Origin of the sequence: Lysobacter capsici (assembly GCF_018732085.1) — a bacterium.
Lineage (GTDB): Bacteria > Pseudomonadota > Gammaproteobacteria > Xanthomonadales > Xanthomonadaceae > Lysobacter > Lysobacter capsici_A.
Window position 1 is genome coordinate 3,487,326 of record NZ_CP076103.1, and the last position, 15,947, is coordinate 3,503,272.

12 protein-coding genes are annotated in these 15,947 nt (G+C 68.5%); 4 read left to right on the top strand and 8 right to left on the bottom strand.

Annotated features, from left to right (window positions below):
* Window positions 1-28: 28 nt before the first annotated feature.
* The 5 genes from KME82_RS14390 to prmB all read right to left on the bottom strand — a co-directional run bounded on the left by KME82_RS14390 (window position 29) and on the right by prmB (window position 7,477).
* Window positions 29-2,086 carry a FimV/HubP family polar landmark protein gene (locus tag KME82_RS14390; RefSeq protein ID WP_215494659.1) on the bottom strand — a complete coding sequence of 686 codons (2,058 nt, stop codon included), beginning with the start codon at window positions 2,084-2,086 and terminating at the stop codon, window positions 29-31.
* 501 nt (window positions 2,087-2,587) lie between these two features.
* Complete coding sequence (locus KME82_RS14395) at window positions 2,588-3,610, bottom strand: aspartate-semialdehyde dehydrogenase (RefSeq protein WP_215494660.1); 1,023 nt, start codon at window positions 3,608-3,610, stop codon at window positions 2,588-2,590.
* A 136-nt stretch (window positions 3,611-3,746) separates the two neighbouring features.
* A complete protein-coding gene (locus tag KME82_RS14400; protein ID WP_215494661.1) occupies window positions 3,747-4,739 on the bottom strand; it encodes a 2-hydroxyacid dehydrogenase in 993 nt (330 codons plus the stop codon).
* Window positions 4,732-5,862 (bottom strand): chorismate synthase, encoded by a 1,131-nt coding sequence (aroC, locus tag KME82_RS14405; protein ID WP_215494662.1) that lies wholly within the window; start codon window positions 5,860-5,862, stop codon window positions 4,732-4,734. The genes KME82_RS14400 and aroC overlap by 8 nt, the downstream gene beginning before the upstream one ends.
* A 685-nt stretch (window positions 5,863-6,547) precedes the next feature.
* Window positions 6,548-7,477: a 50S ribosomal protein L3 N(5)-glutamine methyltransferase gene (gene prmB / locus KME82_RS14410; protein ID WP_215494663.1), complete on the bottom strand. Its 930-nt coding sequence runs from the start codon at window positions 7,475-7,477 to the stop codon at window positions 6,548-6,550.
* A gap of 395 nt (window positions 7,478-7,872) precedes the next feature.
* On the opposite strand from prmB, the gene KME82_RS14415 reads away from it, so the two are divergent.
* From KME82_RS14415 to KME82_RS14425, 3 genes are read left to right on the top strand one after another with little or no spacing between them, the layout of a single operon-like run.
* Window positions 7,873-8,517: an SCO family protein gene (locus tag KME82_RS14415; protein WP_215494664.1), complete on the top strand. Its 645-nt coding sequence runs from the start codon at window positions 7,873-7,875 to the stop codon at window positions 8,515-8,517.
* A complete protein-coding gene (gene asd, locus KME82_RS14420; RefSeq protein ID WP_215494665.1) occupies window positions 8,514-9,362 on the top strand; it encodes an archaetidylserine decarboxylase in 849 nt (282 codons plus the stop codon). Before KME82_RS14415 ends, asd begins: the two co-directional genes overlap by 4 nt.
* Before the next feature lie 31 nt (window positions 9,363-9,393).
* Window positions 9,394-10,446 carry a hypothetical protein gene (locus KME82_RS14425; protein WP_215494666.1) on the top strand — a complete coding sequence of 351 codons (1,053 nt, stop codon included), beginning with the start codon at window positions 9,394-9,396 and terminating at the stop codon, window positions 10,444-10,446.
* 107 nt (window positions 10,447-10,553) lie between these two features.
* On the opposite strand, the gene KME82_RS14430 is transcribed toward KME82_RS14425, so the two are convergent.
* The 3 genes from KME82_RS14430 to KME82_RS14440 are packed head-to-tail and all read right to left on the bottom strand — an operon-like array spanning window position 10,554 to window position 14,152.
* A complete protein-coding gene (locus KME82_RS14430) occupies window positions 10,554-11,249 on the bottom strand; it encodes a lysoplasmalogenase (protein ID WP_252255327.1) in 696 nt (231 codons plus the stop codon).
* The gene (locus KME82_RS14435; RefSeq protein ID WP_215494667.1) at window positions 11,246-12,526 is read right to left on the bottom strand and encodes a site-2 protease family protein; all 1,281 of its coding nucleotides are present in this window, start codon (window positions 12,524-12,526) and stop codon (window positions 11,246-11,248) included. The genes KME82_RS14430 and KME82_RS14435 overlap by 4 nt, the downstream gene beginning before the upstream one ends.
* 33 nt (window positions 12,527-12,559) lie before the next feature.
* Entirely contained in the window at window positions 12,560-14,152 is a 1,593-nt protein-coding gene (locus tag KME82_RS14440; protein ID WP_215494668.1) for a transglycosylase SLT domain-containing protein, read from the bottom strand.
* Between the two features lie 209 nt (window positions 14,153-14,361).
* Here KME82_RS14440 and KME82_RS14445 point away from each other — a divergent pair, with 209 nt between their 5' ends.
* On the top strand, window positions 14,362-15,897 hold the full coding sequence (locus KME82_RS14445; protein WP_215494669.1) for a helicase HerA-like domain-containing protein: 1,536 nt from the start codon (window positions 14,362-14,364) through the stop codon (window positions 15,895-15,897).
* Window positions 15,898-15,947: the final 50 nt, after the last annotated feature.

The window sequence follows — 15,947 nt, forward strand, 5'->3', positions numbered from 1 at the left end:
CCCTGCCCGCTCGCCGCGCTGGCGCGCTTCAGCTGGACGCCTCGATTTCGCGCAGCAGGCGCGCGGCCTGCTGGCGGGCGGCGTGATCGCCGTTGATCAGCACTTCGCCGAGCAACTGGCGGGCGCTGCTTTGATCGCCCAGGTCGAGGTAGGCGCGGGCGAGTTCGATCCGCTCCTGGCCGGGGTTGGCCGGGGCCGGACTGGCCGGGGCCTGATTGGCTTGAGCCGCCGCGGCGACGGCCGCCGCGGGCGCAAGCGCCGGTTCGACCCGCGCCGGGGCCGCGCCGCTGCGCGACGCGCTGGTACCGACTTCGCTGGAATGCCAGGTCGGCACCTTGGTTTTGTTTTGCGGCTCGGCCTTCGGCGCGGTCCAGAACGGCGCGCTGGCCGGTTCTTCGGCGGCCGCCGCGGCAACGGCCGGGACCGGTTCGACTGGTTCGTTCGGCCTGGCCGGGCTGTCGGCCGCGGATTCGCCGAGCAATTGCGCGACCGGATCGACCAGCGGCGCGGCCGGCTCGGTGCGGCGGCGCAGCGAATCGACCGGATCGGCCAGCGGCCCGGAGCGCTCGCTCGCCGCGTCGGAAACCGGCAACGGCGCGCGGAACGCCGGCTTCTTCGGTTCGCGCCGGCTCATCGCCCAGCCGCCGAGCAGCAACGCCAGCACGCCCAGGCCGCCGAAGATCCACGGCAGCGGCGAACCGCCGTCGTTGCGCGCCTGCTGTTCGGCCAGGCGCTGCTGGCTCGCGGCCAGCTCGCTGTCCTTCATCGCGATCAGCTTCTGCTGCTTGCTCTGCAACTGCTCCAGGTCGGCGACCTTGCTCTTGAGTTCGGCCAGTTCCTGCTCGCGCGCGGCGAGGGTCTCGGTGGTCTGTTGGGTGTCCTGACGGACCATGTCGCCCTCGCCTCCGGCGCTGATGCCGGATTGTGCCCCGGCCTGGGTCGCGCGGCTGGCGCCCGGCGGAACGATTTCCAAACGTGCATCGTCGCTGCGCGCCTTGCCGGCGGCGGTGGCCGCGGGGGCGACCGGCGCCTTGGCGACTGCGTCCGACTCCAGGCTGATCGGCTGCGGCACCGGCGCACTGGCCACGCCCTGGCGCCACTGCTGCACCTGGACCCGCACCAACTCGCTGGCTTCGCGCGGATCGAGCGTGGCCAATTGGTTGGTCGGCGGCAGGCGCAGCACCGCGCCCTGCTTGAGCCGGTTGATGTTGTTGCCGATGAACGCCTCGGGGTTGGCCCGCAGCAAGGCGATCATGGTCTGGTTGAGCGTATGCGGCCCGCTCAGGCCGGCGGCGATGCCCGACAGGGTCTGCCCGCCCTGCACGGTGATGTCGCCTTCGGCGGCGAGCTTCGGCGCGGCCGCGGCCGGGCGCGGCTCGCGCGGCTCGCGCGGCTCGCGCGCAATCTTGCCGGCGTTGGGACGCTGCGGCGACTGCTGCGCCGGCGCAGCGGGAACCGGGTCGGCCGCGATCGCGATCGGTTCGGCCGGCAGCGGCTGCGCCTGCGGGTCGCCCGGCGCGATCACGCTGCCGGGGTCGTAGCGGTCGAGCTGGTTTTCCACCGCCAGCGGATCGGTCGCCTGCGGCTGCGCGCCGAACGGCAGCGGCGCTTCCAGCGGACGTTCGATGGTGTTGGGGTTGGCGCCGGTCGCGGCCTGGATCGGCGGCTGCATCGGCGCGGACACCGTGCGCGGCGCGTCGATCAGCGCCGAGTACTCGCGGGTCAGGCGGCCCTGGCCCCAATCGACTTCGATCAGGAAGGTCAGCGCCGGCTGGTTGACCGGCTGGGTGCTGGTGACGCGGATCACCGGCTTGCCGGCGGCGTCCAGCGCCAGGGTGAAGCGCAGGTCGGTGACGATGCCCTGCGGCGCGTCCAGGCCGATGCGGCGGAAGGTTTCCGGCGAAGCCAGGCCGGCGCGCAGCTGCGCCAGTTCGTCCGGGCCGCTGGAGATCACCGGGATTTCCGCCAGCAAGGGTTGGCCGGCGCGCGACTTCACCTCGATCTGGCCCAGACCCAGCGCACAGGCCGCCCCGCTGGCCAGAGCCAGCGCCAGAGCCAAGGCGGTGCGTGCGAAACCTGATCTCACGGACGATCCCATTACCCAAAGTCAGGCGGCGACTCTAGCGGTCAGCGGGCGTCATGCGCAACGCGGAGTGAAGATTTCGTTGCGCACGCGGGGCGATCCGGGTGTCGGACGGCGGGTTGGTTGCTTGCGATCACGCTATCGCGCCGCGGCGAACCTACCGGCGGCGGCGAAGCATCGAGGTCTTTTGTGGGAGGGGCTTCAGCCCCGACGCTTTTCGATCAGCGCTCAGCGCTCAGTGCAGTTTCACCGCGGCTGATAAAAGAGCGTCGGGGCTGAAGCCCCTCCCACAAAAGACTCGCGCGCTCGTCCGGTTGTTGCCTGAGCGCGGCGGGCATTCACCCTTTCCATGAGCACCGCATCTTTGGCCACCAACGTCTCGGCCACTACATAAGGCCGACCTCATAAGGTCGACCTCTAACCACCGGCCACCAACAAGATCGGGCCCCGCAGGGCCCGATCTTCAATGGCTACCGCCAGCCCCGCGGGGACCAAGCCCGGCGATCAGCGCTCGTTCCAGACCAACTCGGCCAGTTGCACGGCATTGGTCGCCGCGCCCTTGCGGATGTTGTCGGACACCACCCACAGCGACAGCCCGCGCGGGTGCGAGATGTCCTCGCGGATGCGGCCGACGAACACCGGGTCCTGCCCGGAGGCATGGGTGACCGGGGTCGGGTAGCCGCCGTTGACCGGCTCGTCGACCACCACCACGCCCGGCGCCTTTTCCAGCAGCGCGCGCGCATCGGCCGCCGAGAGCTTGTCGCGGGTTTCGATATGCACCGCCTCGGAATGGCCGTAGAACACCGGCACCCGCACCACGGTCGCGTTGACCCCGATGCTGTCGTCGCCGAGGATCTTGCGGGTCTCCCAGACCAGCTTCATTTCCTCGGTGGTGTAGCCGTTGTCGGTGAAATCGCCGCCGTGCGGGATCACGTTGAAGGCGATCTGCACCGGATACACCTGCGGATCGATCTGCTGGAAGCTCAGCAGCGCGGCGGTCTGCTTGCCGAGTTCTTCCATCGCGCGCTTGCCGGTGCCCGACACCGACTGGTAGGTCGCCACGTTGATGCGCTCGATCTTGGCCTGGCGGTGGATCGGCGCCAGCGCGACCAGCATCTGCATGGTCGAGCAGTTCGGATTGGCGATGATCCCGCGCGGACGGTTGCGGGCCGCTTCGGGATTGACCTCGCTGACCACCAGCGGCACGTCGTCGTCGTAGCGGAACGCCGAGGAGTTGTCGATCACCACCGCGCCGGCCGCGGCGAACTTGGGCGCGTACGCCTTCGACACCGAACCGCCGGCCGAAAACAGCGCGATGTCCACGCCGCTCGGATCGAACAACGCCAGATCCTCGACCACGATGGTTTTGCCCTCGTACTCGAGTTTCTCTCCCGCCGAGCGTTCGCTCGCCAACACATGCAGCTTGCCGATCGGAAATTTGCGCTCGGCCAGCACCTTGAGCATGGTTTCACCGACCGCGCCGGTAGCACCGACCACGGCGACATTGCAGGACGTCTTGGCGTTCATCTGTTCTGAGTTACCTGACTTGTGGGGACCGCCGGACCCATTTCCGGCGGGTGTTGCTATGGAGCGGGAATCGGGAATCGGGAGTCGTAAAAGCGCTGCGTCACTTCGCGGCATTCCGTTTTCCAATCCCCAATCCCTAATCTCGAATCCCGGCATTCAACAGCGACGGCGGCTTGCCGGCGTTCGGGCCATGGCCCAGCGCGGCGATAAGATTGTCGACCGCCAGACTCACCATCGCCCGGCGCGTGGCCAGACTGCCGCTGGCGATGTGCGGAGTCAGCACGACCCGTCGCTGTTCGAGCAGGCGCGGGTTGAGCCTGGGCTCGCCTTCGTAGACATCCAGTCCGGCCGCGGCCAGCCGCCCTTGTTCGAGCGCGTCGCACAGCGCGTTCTCGTCGATGATGCCGCCGCGCGCGATATTGGTCAGCGTCGCATGCGCCTGCATCTTCGCCAGCGCCGCGACATCGATCAGATGATGCGACTGCGGCGAATACGGCAGCACCAGGATCAGGTGATCGGCGCGGGCCAGCAGTTCGTCGAAACTCACGTAGCCCGCGGCGCATTCGCGCTCGACCGCCTCGGGCAACCGGCTGCGGTTGTGATACAGCGTGCGCATGCCGAACCCGGCCGCGCGACGCGCGATCGCCTGGCCGATCCGGCCCATGCCGAGAATGCCCAGGGTCGCACCGTGCACGTCGCCGCCGAGCAGGCTGTCGAAACTCCAGCGCTGCCAGTGGCCCTCGCGCAGCCAGCGCTCGGCCTCGGAAATCCGCCGCGCGGCCGCCATCATCAGCGCCCAGCCGAAATCGGCGGTGGTCTCGGTCAACACGTCGGGCGTGTTGGTGGCGAGAATGCCGGCCGCGCTCAGCGCCGGCACGTCGAGATTGTTGTAGCCGACCCCGACGTTGGCGATCGCGCGCAGACGCGTGGCGCCGGCGATCTGCGCCGCGCCGATCGGATCGTTGAGGGTGACCAGCGCGCCGTCGGCCTCGCGCAGCGCGGCGGCGACGGCCTCGGGTGCGTGCTGGGTCACCGCGGTCGTCGCCGATACCTCGAAATACTCGTCCAGCCGCGCGATCACGTCGTCGAACAGCGGCTGCGAGACCCACACGCGCGGACGGTCAGTCATCGTGGCCTGACTCGTGGCGGTCGAAACCGGGGTTGGCCGGAATGCGCGGGGTGATCGTGCCGACATCGCCACACTGGGCGCGATGGCGCAGGGCCTGGTCGATCAACACCAGCGCGACCATCGCCTCGCAGATCGGGGTGGCGCGGATGCCGACGCACGGGTCGTGGCGACCGGTGGTGATCACCTCGACTTCGTTGCCGTGGATGTCGACGCTACGGCCCGGCAGGCGCAGGCTCGAGGTCGGCTTGAACGCGGTCGAACAGCGCAGTTGCTGGCCGGTGCTGATGCCGCCGAGGATGCCGCCGGCGTGGTTGCTGGCGAAGCCCTGCAGGGAAATCTCGTCGCGGTGCGCGCTGCCCTTCGACGCGACCGAGGCGAAGCCGTCGCCGATCTCCACGCCCTTGACCGCGTTGATGCTCATCAGCGCCGCGGCGAGTTCGCCGTCGAGCTTGCCGTAGATCGGCTCGCCCCAACCCGGCGGCACGTTGTCGGCGATCACGTCGACGCGCGCGCCGACCGAATCGCCGGACTTGCGCAGCGCGTCCATGTAGGTTTCCAGCTCGGCGACCTGGGCCGCGTCGGGCCAGAAGAACGGATTGCTTTCCACCGCCGACAGGTCGTACCCGTTCGGCACGACCTCGCCGATCTGCGACATGAAACCGCGCACGACCACGCCGAAACGTTCGGCCAGCCACTTCTTGGCGATCACCCCGGCGGCCACGCGCATGGTGGTTTCGCGCGCCGAGGAGCGTCCGCCGCCGCGCGGATCGCGCAGGCCGTATTTCTGCCAATAGCTGTAGTCGGCGTGGCCGGGGCGGAACTGTTCGGCGATCGAGCCGTAGTCCTTGCTGCGCGCATCGGTGTTGCGGATCAGCAGCGCGATCGGGGTGCCGGTGGTGCGGCCTTCGAACACGCCGCTGAGGATCTCGATGTCGTCGGTCTCGCGCCGCGCCGAGGTGTGACGGGTCTTGCCGGTGGCGCGGCGGTCCAGGTCGTGACGGAAATCTTCCGGCGCGATCGACAGCCCGGGCGGGCAACCGTCGACCACGCACCCGATCGCCGGACCGTGGCTTTCGCCGAAGGTCGTCACGGTGAAGAGCTTTCCGAAGCTGTTGCTGGACACGACGGGGTTCCTGGTGCGTGCCGGTCGCGGCCGGCGTGTGGGGCTAGGAGAATGTTCGGTGCTGCGCGTGTGCTTTTTATGAAGTGGGTCGCGGCTTGCGTGGCGCGTATCGCTTCGATGGTATGACGCGGGGTTGGTGAGCGGAAATGAGCATTGGTGCGGACTGAGAACCATCGCTGATGCCGCCGCGGCGGCTGGCGCTGGCCCTCACCCCAACCCTCTCCCGCAAGCGGGAGAGGGAGCCTGAGGCGCGGCAAACCCGAATAGGCGCGAAATCCGAATAGGCGCGTCACTCCAAGCGACGATGAACTGCTCCCTCTCCCGCTTGCGGGAGAGGGCCGGGGTGAGGGCCGAAGGCTCAAGCCATGAACCCTTCCGCCAACACCCGCAAAGCACAGCCGCGAACGCACCACCGGCCCAAGCCACGATAGCCGACATGGCCGGTTTCCGCTGTAACGAAGGCCCACGCGCATCCGCCACGGTGGGCGAACCCCGCGGGCATTCGACGGAAAAAGTCACTTCCGGCGCTCACCCGCTCGCGACGGACCCAGCAACAGCAGGCCCGTCAACAACAGACAAGTTCCGACCGGCTCGGCGCCGGGACGCAACGCTGGGAATCAGCGCAACGCGCGGCGCTGCGAAAGGCGTCAACCGCCTTTCGCTACCGGCCGCCGACGCGCGTGGCTCAGGCTCGCGCGTCGGCGAGCCGTTTGATGGCGTCGTGGTGTTCGACCAAGTCGTGGCGCTGGGCCACGAAGATGCCCATCTGGCCGACCTTGAACTCGACCCAGTCCAGCGGCAGCTGCGGCAGCAGTTCGACCAGGGCGCGCTCGGCTTCGCCGACTTCGCAGATCAATACGCCGTGCTCGCTGAGGTGATCGGGCGCGTCGCGCAGGATCTTCAGCGCCAGGTCCAGGCCGTCGTCGCCGGCGCGCAGGCCCAGTTCGGGCTCGTGCGAATACTCCAGCGGCAGCGCGTCGGTTTCCTCGTTGGTCACGTACGGCGGGTTGGTCACGATCAGATCGAAGACCTCGCCCTGCAGGCCCTGGAACAGGTCGGACTTGCGCAGCTCGACGTTGCCGGCGTGCAGGCGTTCCTTGTTCTCGGCCGCCAGCGCCAGCGCCGCGTCGTTGATGTCGGCGCCGATCACCTGCCAGTCGGGGTGGTAATGCGCGGTGGCGATGGCGATGCAGCCCGAACCGGTGCACAGGTCCAGCACGCGCTCGACCTCGAGTCCGTTGAGCCAGATCCCGAAGCCGGATTCGATCAGTTCGGCGATCGGCGAACGCGGCACCAGGGCGCGGCGGTCGCTCTTGAAGCTCAGGCCGGCGAACCAGGCTTCGCCGGTCAGGTAGGCGGCCGGGATGCGCTCGGCGATGCGGCGTTCGAACAGCGCCAGCACCGCGTCCTTCTCCTCGCTGGTGACCTTGCCCTGGCCGTAGACCGGGCTCAGGTCGTGCGGCAGGTGCAGCGCGTGCAGGACCAACTGGGTGGCCTCGTCCAGGGCATTGTCGTAGCTGTGGCCGAAGGTCAGCCCGGCCGCGCTGAAGCGGCTGGCGCCGTAGCGGATCAGGTCGACGAGGGTCAGCGATTCGAAGGAGACGGAAGCGGGCACGGTGAGTCCAGGGCGAAACAAGGCGCGCAGTATACCGGCGGCGGGGGGCGTTATCGCGGCGGTTGCGCGGTTTTCGCAGGTTTTGGCTCATGGTTGCGATGCGTGTCGCGCGGCCGTGGCGGCGCGAACCCGCGGTTCCCGGCCGCACCCACCCGACGGGTTCCCCCCTTTGAAAAAGGGGAGCCCGGGGGGGATTTGCTCTTGGCTCGGAGCACGTCGTTTCTGCAAAGCGAAAAGCAAATCCCCCCTGCCCCCCTTTTTCAAAGGGGGGGAAAGCACGGGCTGTCAAAGGGGAATCAGCACGTGCTGGCGGGCTGAAGACGCCTCGAACACACGCAAACCCGCCTCGCCGGCCATCGCCGGTATCATGGCCCGGCTCATTCGCTGGAACCGCCATGTTCAATCGCACCACCGCCATCGTCCTCATCGCCGCGCTCGCCGCCGCGCTCGGCCTGTGGGCCTCGCAGAAGTATTTCGGCAGCGTGCGCCACGCCTCGCTGCCGCAGACCGAAGCGGTCCGCCTGATCGAACCGCGCCGCACCCTGCCCGCGTTCTCGCTGCGCCAGTCCGACGGCACCCAGCTGATTCCCGGCGAACTCAAGGGGCACTGGACCCTGGTCTTCCTCGGCTTCACCCACTGCCCCGACGTGTGCCCGACCACCCTGGCGCAGATGTCGGTCGCGCAGAAAGCCTGGGAGTCGATTCCCGAAGCGACCCGGCCGCGGGTGCTGTTCGTCTCGGTCGACCCCGAGCGCGACACGCCCGACAAGATCGGCGAGTACGCCCACGGCTTCCATAAGGACACCCTGGCCGCCACCGCCGATGTCCCGGCGCTGGAGAGCTTCGCCAAGTCGCTGAGCATGGTGTTCGCGAAGGTGCCGGCGCCCGACGGCGCCCAGGCCGACCAGTACACGCTCGATCACAGCGCCAGCATGGTCGTGCTCGACCCGCAGGGCCGCATGGCCGGGCTGCTGCGTCCGCCGTTCGACCCGAACGTGATCGCCAAGGACATGGCCGTGCTGACGGAGGCCGCGCCTTGAGCCTCGTCACCACCCTGACCTACGTCCTGCCGCATCGCCTGATGTCGTCGCTTGCGCGCGCGCTGGCTTATTCCGACCGGCCGGGCGTCAGCCGCTGGCTGATCGACACGGTGACGCGCAAGTTCGGCGTCGACTTGGGCGAAGCGGCCAACGCCGACCCGCGCTCGTACCCGACCTTCAATGCCTTCTTCACCCGCGCGCTCAAGCCCGGCGCGCGCGTACCCGATCCCGATCCGCGCGTGCTGCTGATGCCGGCCGACGGCCGCATCAGCCAGTGTGGGCCGATCCGCGACGGCGAGATCTTCCAGGCCAAGGGCCAGTCGTTCACCGCGACCGAACTGCTCGGCGGCGACGAAGCGGCGGCCGCGCCGTTCCGCGACGGCGTGTTCGCCACCGTGTACTTGTCGCCGAAGGACTACCACCGCGTGCACATGCCGTGGACCGGCACCCTGCGCGAAACCGTGCATGTGCCGGGCCGTTTGTTCAGCGTCGGCCCCGACGCGGTGCGCAACGTGCCGCGTTTGTTCGCGCGCAACGAGCGCCTGGTCTGCCACTTCGACACCGAGTTCGGGCCGATGGCGATGGTGATGGTCGGCGCGCTGCTGGTCTCGGGCGTGGAAACGGTCTGGAGCGGCGTGGAGATTCCGCGCTACGGCGACATCGTCACCACCAAGGACTATCGCGGCGAAACCATCACCCTGGAGCGCTTCGCCGAAATGGCCCGCTTCAACTACGGCTCGACCGTGATCGTGCTGCTGCCGCCCGGCGTGGCCGCGCTGGACGCGGGCCTGGGCGCCGAAACCGCGGTACGCCTGGGCCAGGCCTTGGCCCGGCGCAGCGACTGAACCTCATCAACGCTTTCCTAAGGAAGGGACCATGCCATCGACCCACCGCCCGGCCCTGCGCCGGGCCTGCCTGACCGCGACCATCGCGTTACTGACGCTGGCCGTGGCCGCGTGCGGCAGCAAGAGCGAAACCGAACAACTGGCCGAACTGCGCGACGGGATCACCTACACCCAGTACCGCCGATTGTCCGAAAACGGCTTGCCCGGCGGCCTGAGCGCGTATCAAAAAGGCCTGCAGTGGACCGGCGAGAACTGGGCGTCGAACAACCTGGCTTCCAGAAGCGGGATCTCGAACAATCCGGTTGCCGACCTGCCCAAGGGCGAATACAGCGAAGCGCAACTGTGCGTGGTGCATGTGCTGCTCGCCTACGGCGCGTTGATCGCCAACAAGAACACCATCGCCCTGGCCGAAAGCGACATCGTGCAGGCCCAGTCCTGCGGCGCGTTCGACCGCGCCGCCGCGACTTCGCTGCGCGCGGTCGTGTTCCAGCGCGAGCAATGGCCCGGGCTGGCCAAGCTGGAAGGCGAGAAAGCCTGGGCGCTGCCGACCCAGGCCGGCGAAGACCTGCCGCCGGCCGAGCACGTGATGGTGCTGCACGCGGCGCTGGCCTACTTCGCCGCCAGCGAGCAGGAATGGGAGCGCGCACAGTTGCATTTCGATGCGCTCGGCCAGTTGATGGGACAGCCGTGGTTCGCGCAGCTGCCGCAGGCCGGTATCGCGTTCAAGGAAGGCCGCACCCGCGACGGCCTGATCGTATTGAAAAAGCTCAGCGTCGATCCGAGCGCGCCGGAAGAAGTGCGCAAGGAACTGGTCGCGTTGATCGCGAAGGTCGAAGCCAAGGGCGGCGATGTCGACTCGGCGATCTTCATGCCGCGCCTGGTCGCGACCTTGACCTGGGACATGATCGCCGCCGAAGGCCCGCAGTTGCTGCGCACCGCCACCGGTTTCGCCGAGCAGCAGGCCGATTGGGCGGCGCTGAGCGGCTCGGTCAAGGACGGCACCGGCAAGGCCACGGCCGCCGCGGCGCAATGGTGGAACAAGGCGCGCGAGGCGGTGGCGCCTGCGGATGAGAAGCGGGAATAGGGAATAGGGAATGGGGAATCGGAACGCGGTTGCGCGGTTGTCGTCGCGTCGCGGGTGCTTTCCCGGATCGGTTTCGATCCCTTGCTAACGATGCCACATCGGTGTTTCTACGCCGCGTGCGGCGCTTTGCCAGGGTGCGGCGTGCAAACCGACAAACCGATCAGGGTCTGGGCGATCCAGTAGGTCGCCAGCACCACCGCCGGCGCCGCGCCGAACGGCGCGGCGAAGCGGTCGATCGCAAGCGTCGCATCGGAAGCGACAAAGAACGCACCGCCCAAGGCCGCCAGCGCGGTCGACTGCGAGCGCGCGCATCGCCACGCCACCGCCGCCTGCGCCGCCATCGCCGCGAGCACCGTCACGTAGACGATCACCGGGACGCGCAAGTCACCCGGCAGATGCGCCCACAGCACGCTCAGCACCGCGCCGGCCAGCAGCGCGTAGCCCAGATACGGCCAGCCCCGCGCGAACCAGCGCGCGCGCCGCGCCAGGCCGAGCAGATACGCGATGTGCGCGCACAGGAACGAGCCCAGGCCGAACACGAACCAGTCGCCGGGCAGCATCAGGAACACGTCGCCGCAGGTCGATAGCAGCAGGCCGATCACGATCGCGCGTCGATACCCGGGTTCGGCCGCGCGGCCGTGACGCCAGACCATCGCCACGATCAGCAGCGTGGTCAGCGGTTTGAACAGGTAGTGCAGCCACGGCGAAGCGTACGCGCCGGCGATCGCGAGCAGGGCCGCCACCGCCACTGCCGTCAGCCATGCGCGCGGCGCGGCCATGGAATTGTCGACCATCTGGTTCATGCGCTTGCATCCTGAGTAATCGCACCGGGGGCACGGGCCGGCGCGGTGCCGTCCGCAATATCCGCTTCGTCGATTATGGCCTCGATGCATTCGCGCAAACCGGCCTCACTCGCCACGGTCGAAGCGAACGCCGAGTTATCGGCATGGCGCCTGGAACGCAGCAACTGCTCGCGCGCAGCCATCGAGTCGCCGCGCAGTGCCGCGGCCAGCGCACGCACGCGAGGCGCCAGCTGCGGTGCATGCCAAAAGCCGCGCGCATCCAGATCCAGGGCAGCGATCGCGGCGAGATCCTCGGCGCCACGACGGTCCAGGGCCCGCGCGAAAACGCAATCGGCCTGGGTGATGATCAACAGGTCGCCGAGCGCTTGCCGGATCGGCTCCTCGTAGGCGTCGATGCGCGCATGCAGCGTTTCCAGCGCCGCCTCCGCCGCGTCCAGCTCGTGCGCGCCCAACGCAAGGTACACCGTCAGCCAATCGTGCAGCGCGGGCATCGGCGCGGGCTCCTCACCCAGACGCCGGATCAACGCCTCGGGCAGATCGCCTGCCGACTCGCCACGCAATAAACGGCCATTGATCGCCATGAAGGTCGCGCCGGGCAGATCCTCGACTCGATTCACATACGCGCGCAGCACATTCAGACCGTCGCTGACCATGGCTCCGTTCAAGCTGCGCGGCAGCAGATTGAACAGCGCCGCCAACAGATGCAGCAGACCGAGCAGCAAACACCAGGCCTGGGCAAACGAGTGACCCAGCCACCACGCCAGCACGGCGAGGACGAGCGCAGCCGCCAGATTCGCCAACGGGCCGCCCAACGCTAGAGCGATCAGATCGCGGCGCATATCGCGGCCCGGATCCGGATACGCCATCACATAGCCGCCGACGCCACGTTGCCGGTTGCGGTGCAGGCGGATGCGCACGCCGCGTCGGCGCGGCTGGATTTCCACCGGCCCGATCACGACCTGGGTGACGGTCATCGCGCGTCGGCGCGCCACCCACCAATGCCCGCCTTCATGCACGACCAACACCGACAGCCAGCCCGGCACCAAGATCGCGGTGAGCACGAACGGCAGGCCGTAATGGTGTTGGCGGGCGAGCGCATACGCCAGGATGAACATCATCGGCAGGATCAACGCGCCGATGACGTTGGCGATCCATGTCGACAGCCGCGACCAGCGCGGCGACAGATCGCGGAATGTAGTGGCTTCGCCCGGACTTGAAACCGAAGGCTGCCTCGCTTCAGCGACGCAGCCTTCTTCATTGGGTCCATGCGCGTCCATGCGTCCAGGTCACTGCGTTGCGCGCAGTGCGGACTAGCCCCCGCAGCCGTTCAACTTGAGCGTCTGCCCCGGCTTGACCATGTAACGCGGGCCCTTGATGCCGTTGGCCTTGGCCAGCTGCTTGGTGTCGCACTGGAACTTCTGCGCGACGTCGGTCAGGGTCTGGCCGCGCTGCACCTTGTGGGTGCGCGGCGCGGCGGGCTTCTTGGCCGGGGCCGGCTTGCCGGTCGCCACCGTGGTCGGCACGCCGGTGGCGACGGTGACCGGCACGGTGCCGTCTTCGCCCGTGGCCTCGGCCGGCAACACGGTCAGCGGGCCGGTGCGCACGATCGCGGTGGTCGCATCGCTCATCACCAGGGTGCGCGCGAGTTCGGCGCGCTTGCCCTGCACGCACCAGCGGTTGTACAGGCTGACCATCTTCGGCGTGGCGTTGAGCGTGGTGCCCGCGGCCAGGTAGCTTTCGCCCTTGTAACGCGGGTTGAGGTTGCGCAGCGCGCGCATGTAGCCGTCGCGGCTGCCGCTGCTGCCCATGCAGATGGTCAGTTCGTAGATCGAGGTCGGCTTGACCAGGCGCATCGTCGCGGCCTTGTTGTCGATCTTCGGGAACTGCAGGCCGTATTCGCGCGGATGCAGGAACAGCCAGGCCGCGGCGATCACCATCGGCACGTAGTCGCGGGTTTCGGCCGGGAACTGGTTATAGACCGACTCGTCCCAGAAATTGCGCCCGCCGCTGGCGTTGTTGATGCGCAGCGCGCGGCCTTCGCCGCCGTTGTAGGCGGCCAGCGACATCTCGATGCTGTTGTTGAGCTGGCCCAGGCGCTCGTTCAAGTACTCCGCCGCCGCCTGCGAGGACGCGCGCGGGTCGTAGCGGGTGTCGAAGCCGCTACCGTCGTCGCCCAGGCCGAAGCGCTTGCCGGTGGCGAACATGAACTGCAACGGCCCGGCCGCGCCGGCGCGCGAGGTCGAATGCACGCGGCCGTTGGATTCCTTGGCCATGATCCCGAACAGCAACGCCTCGGGCAGGCCTTCGCGTTCGAACGAGGGCCACATCATCTGGCGCATGTACTGGTAGTTATCGTAGCTCTGCATCAGCGGACCGCGCATGTCGGTCAGCCAGCGGCGGATGCCGGCCTGCACCGCCGGGTTGTACTGGACCATCTTGACGAAGCGCTGGCCGTCGTCGCTGAGCAGCGCGGCCGCGCGCGCGGCCTCGGGCACGTCGGCGGCGAAGTTGTCGCTGTCCAGCGCGGTCGCGTCGTCGCTATCCTCGTTGGTCGCGGCCGAAGCATCGGCGTTGGCCTTGAGCAGGCGCTTGTAGCCGGCCAGCATGGTGTTGACCTGGCAGCCCTTCTGCTTGAGGCAGACCGCGATCACGTCCTCCATGTCCTCCAGCGCGGCGTCGCTGTCCTGGCGGCCGCTGGGATCGGCGTTGCGGATCTTGACCAGGGCCGACTGATAACGGGTCTCGGCCGATTGCATGCGCTGGGTCAGCGCGTCGACCGCGGCCTGATCGCGCTTGGACAACGCGGCGGCTTGCGGAGCGAGACTGCACAGGGCCAGTGCGGCGGCGAGCGGCGCGAACAAGGCGCGGCCATTGAACGAAGCGAAGCTAAAGGAAACGGGCATGAGGGCGCGCGGCAGGTCCTTGTTGCGGGGGGCCAGGGTAACGGCGCGGGTCCGCGCGCGGCAAGAACTGCGACGCGATCGGGTTTTCCGTGCGTGGCGAGTCGTCAGGCGGTCTTGACGGCCATCAACACGCTGCCGGCGTTCACGAACCACCCACGCCTGCCGCTAGAATCGGCCCCTTGCTCTCCACTCGAACCACGGACGCGGACATGGCCCCGACCCCCGACGCACGCCCGAACGACATCCTGCTCGGCAAGGCCGTGACCACGCCCGATAGCGGCCTGGTCTACCTGCACACCAAGCTCGGCAACCGCCACGGCCTGGTCGCCGGCGCCACCGGCACCGGCAAGACCGTCACCCTGATGACCCTGGCCGAAGGTTTTTCGCGCCAGGGCGTGCCGGTGTTCCTCGCCGACGTCAAAGGCGACGTGGCCGGGCTGGCGATGCCCGGCGCGGCCAACGACAAACTGCAGTCGCGGCTGACCGAGATCGGCATCGCCGACTGGGCGCCGAGCGCCAGCCCGGTGGTGTTCTGGGACCTGTTCGGCAAGCTCGGCCATCCGGTGCGCACCACCGTCAGCGAAATGGGCCCGACCCTGCTGGCGCGCATCCTCGAACTCAACGACACCCAGTCCGGCGTGCTCGACATCGTGTTCAAGCTCGCCGACGACCGCGGCCTGCTGCTGCTCGACCTGGAAGACCTGCGCGCCCTGCTCGGCCTGGTCGCCGACGAGCGCAAGGACATCTCGACCAGCTACGGCCTGGTCAGCACCCAGTCGGTCGGCGCGATCCAGCGCTCGCTGCTGCGTCTGGAACAGGAAGGCGGCGATCATTTCTTCGGCGAACCGGCGTTGCAGCTGGCCGACCTGATGCGCACCAACACCGACGGCCGCGGCGTGGTCAACGTGCTCGCCGCCGATTCGCTGATCCTCAAGCCGCGCCTGTACTCCAGCTTTTTGCTGTGGCTGCTGTCGGAACTGTTCGAACAGCTGCCCGAAGTGGGCGATATCGACAAGCCCAAGCTGGTGTTCGTGTTCGACGAAGCGCACCTGCTGTTCGACGACGCGCCGGCCGCGCTGCAGCAGCGGGTCGAACAGGTGGTGCGGATCATCCGTTCCAAGGGCGTGGGCGTGTACTTCTGCTCGCAGTTCCCCGACGACATCCCCGACAACATCCTCGGCCAGCTCGGCAACCGGGTGCAGCACGCGCTGCGCGCGTTCACCCCGCGCGACCAGAAGGCGGTCAAGACCGCCGCCGAGACCTTCGTGCCGAACCCGGCCTTGAACGTGGCCGAGGCGATCTCGCAGCTCGGCACCGGCGAAGCACTGGTCTCGACCCTGCAGGACAAGGGCGTGCCGATGCCGGTCGAACGCACCCTGATCGCGCCGCCGCGCTGCCGCATGGGCGCGATCACCGAGGCCGAACGCGCCCAGGTGCGCGCGACCAGCCCGATCGGGCCGAAATACGACACCGCGATCAACCGCGAGTCGGCCGCCGAAATGCTGCTGCAGCGCGCCCAGGCCGCGACCGAACAGGCGCAGGCGCCGCCGGCCAAGACCCGCGAACAGGACGACCAGGAAGAAGGCGGTTTCGGCCAAGCGGTCAAGGACGCGGTGTTCGGCACCAAGCGCCGCCAGGGCATGGTCGAGGCCATGGCCAAGCAGACCGCGCGCACCGTCGGCAACCAGGTCGGCCGGCAGATCCTGCGCGGCCTGCTCGGCGGCATCTTCGGCGGCAAGCGCTGAACTCGCCGGCGCACGGCCGCATCGATCGTTTCGATCCAACACCGTTCGTT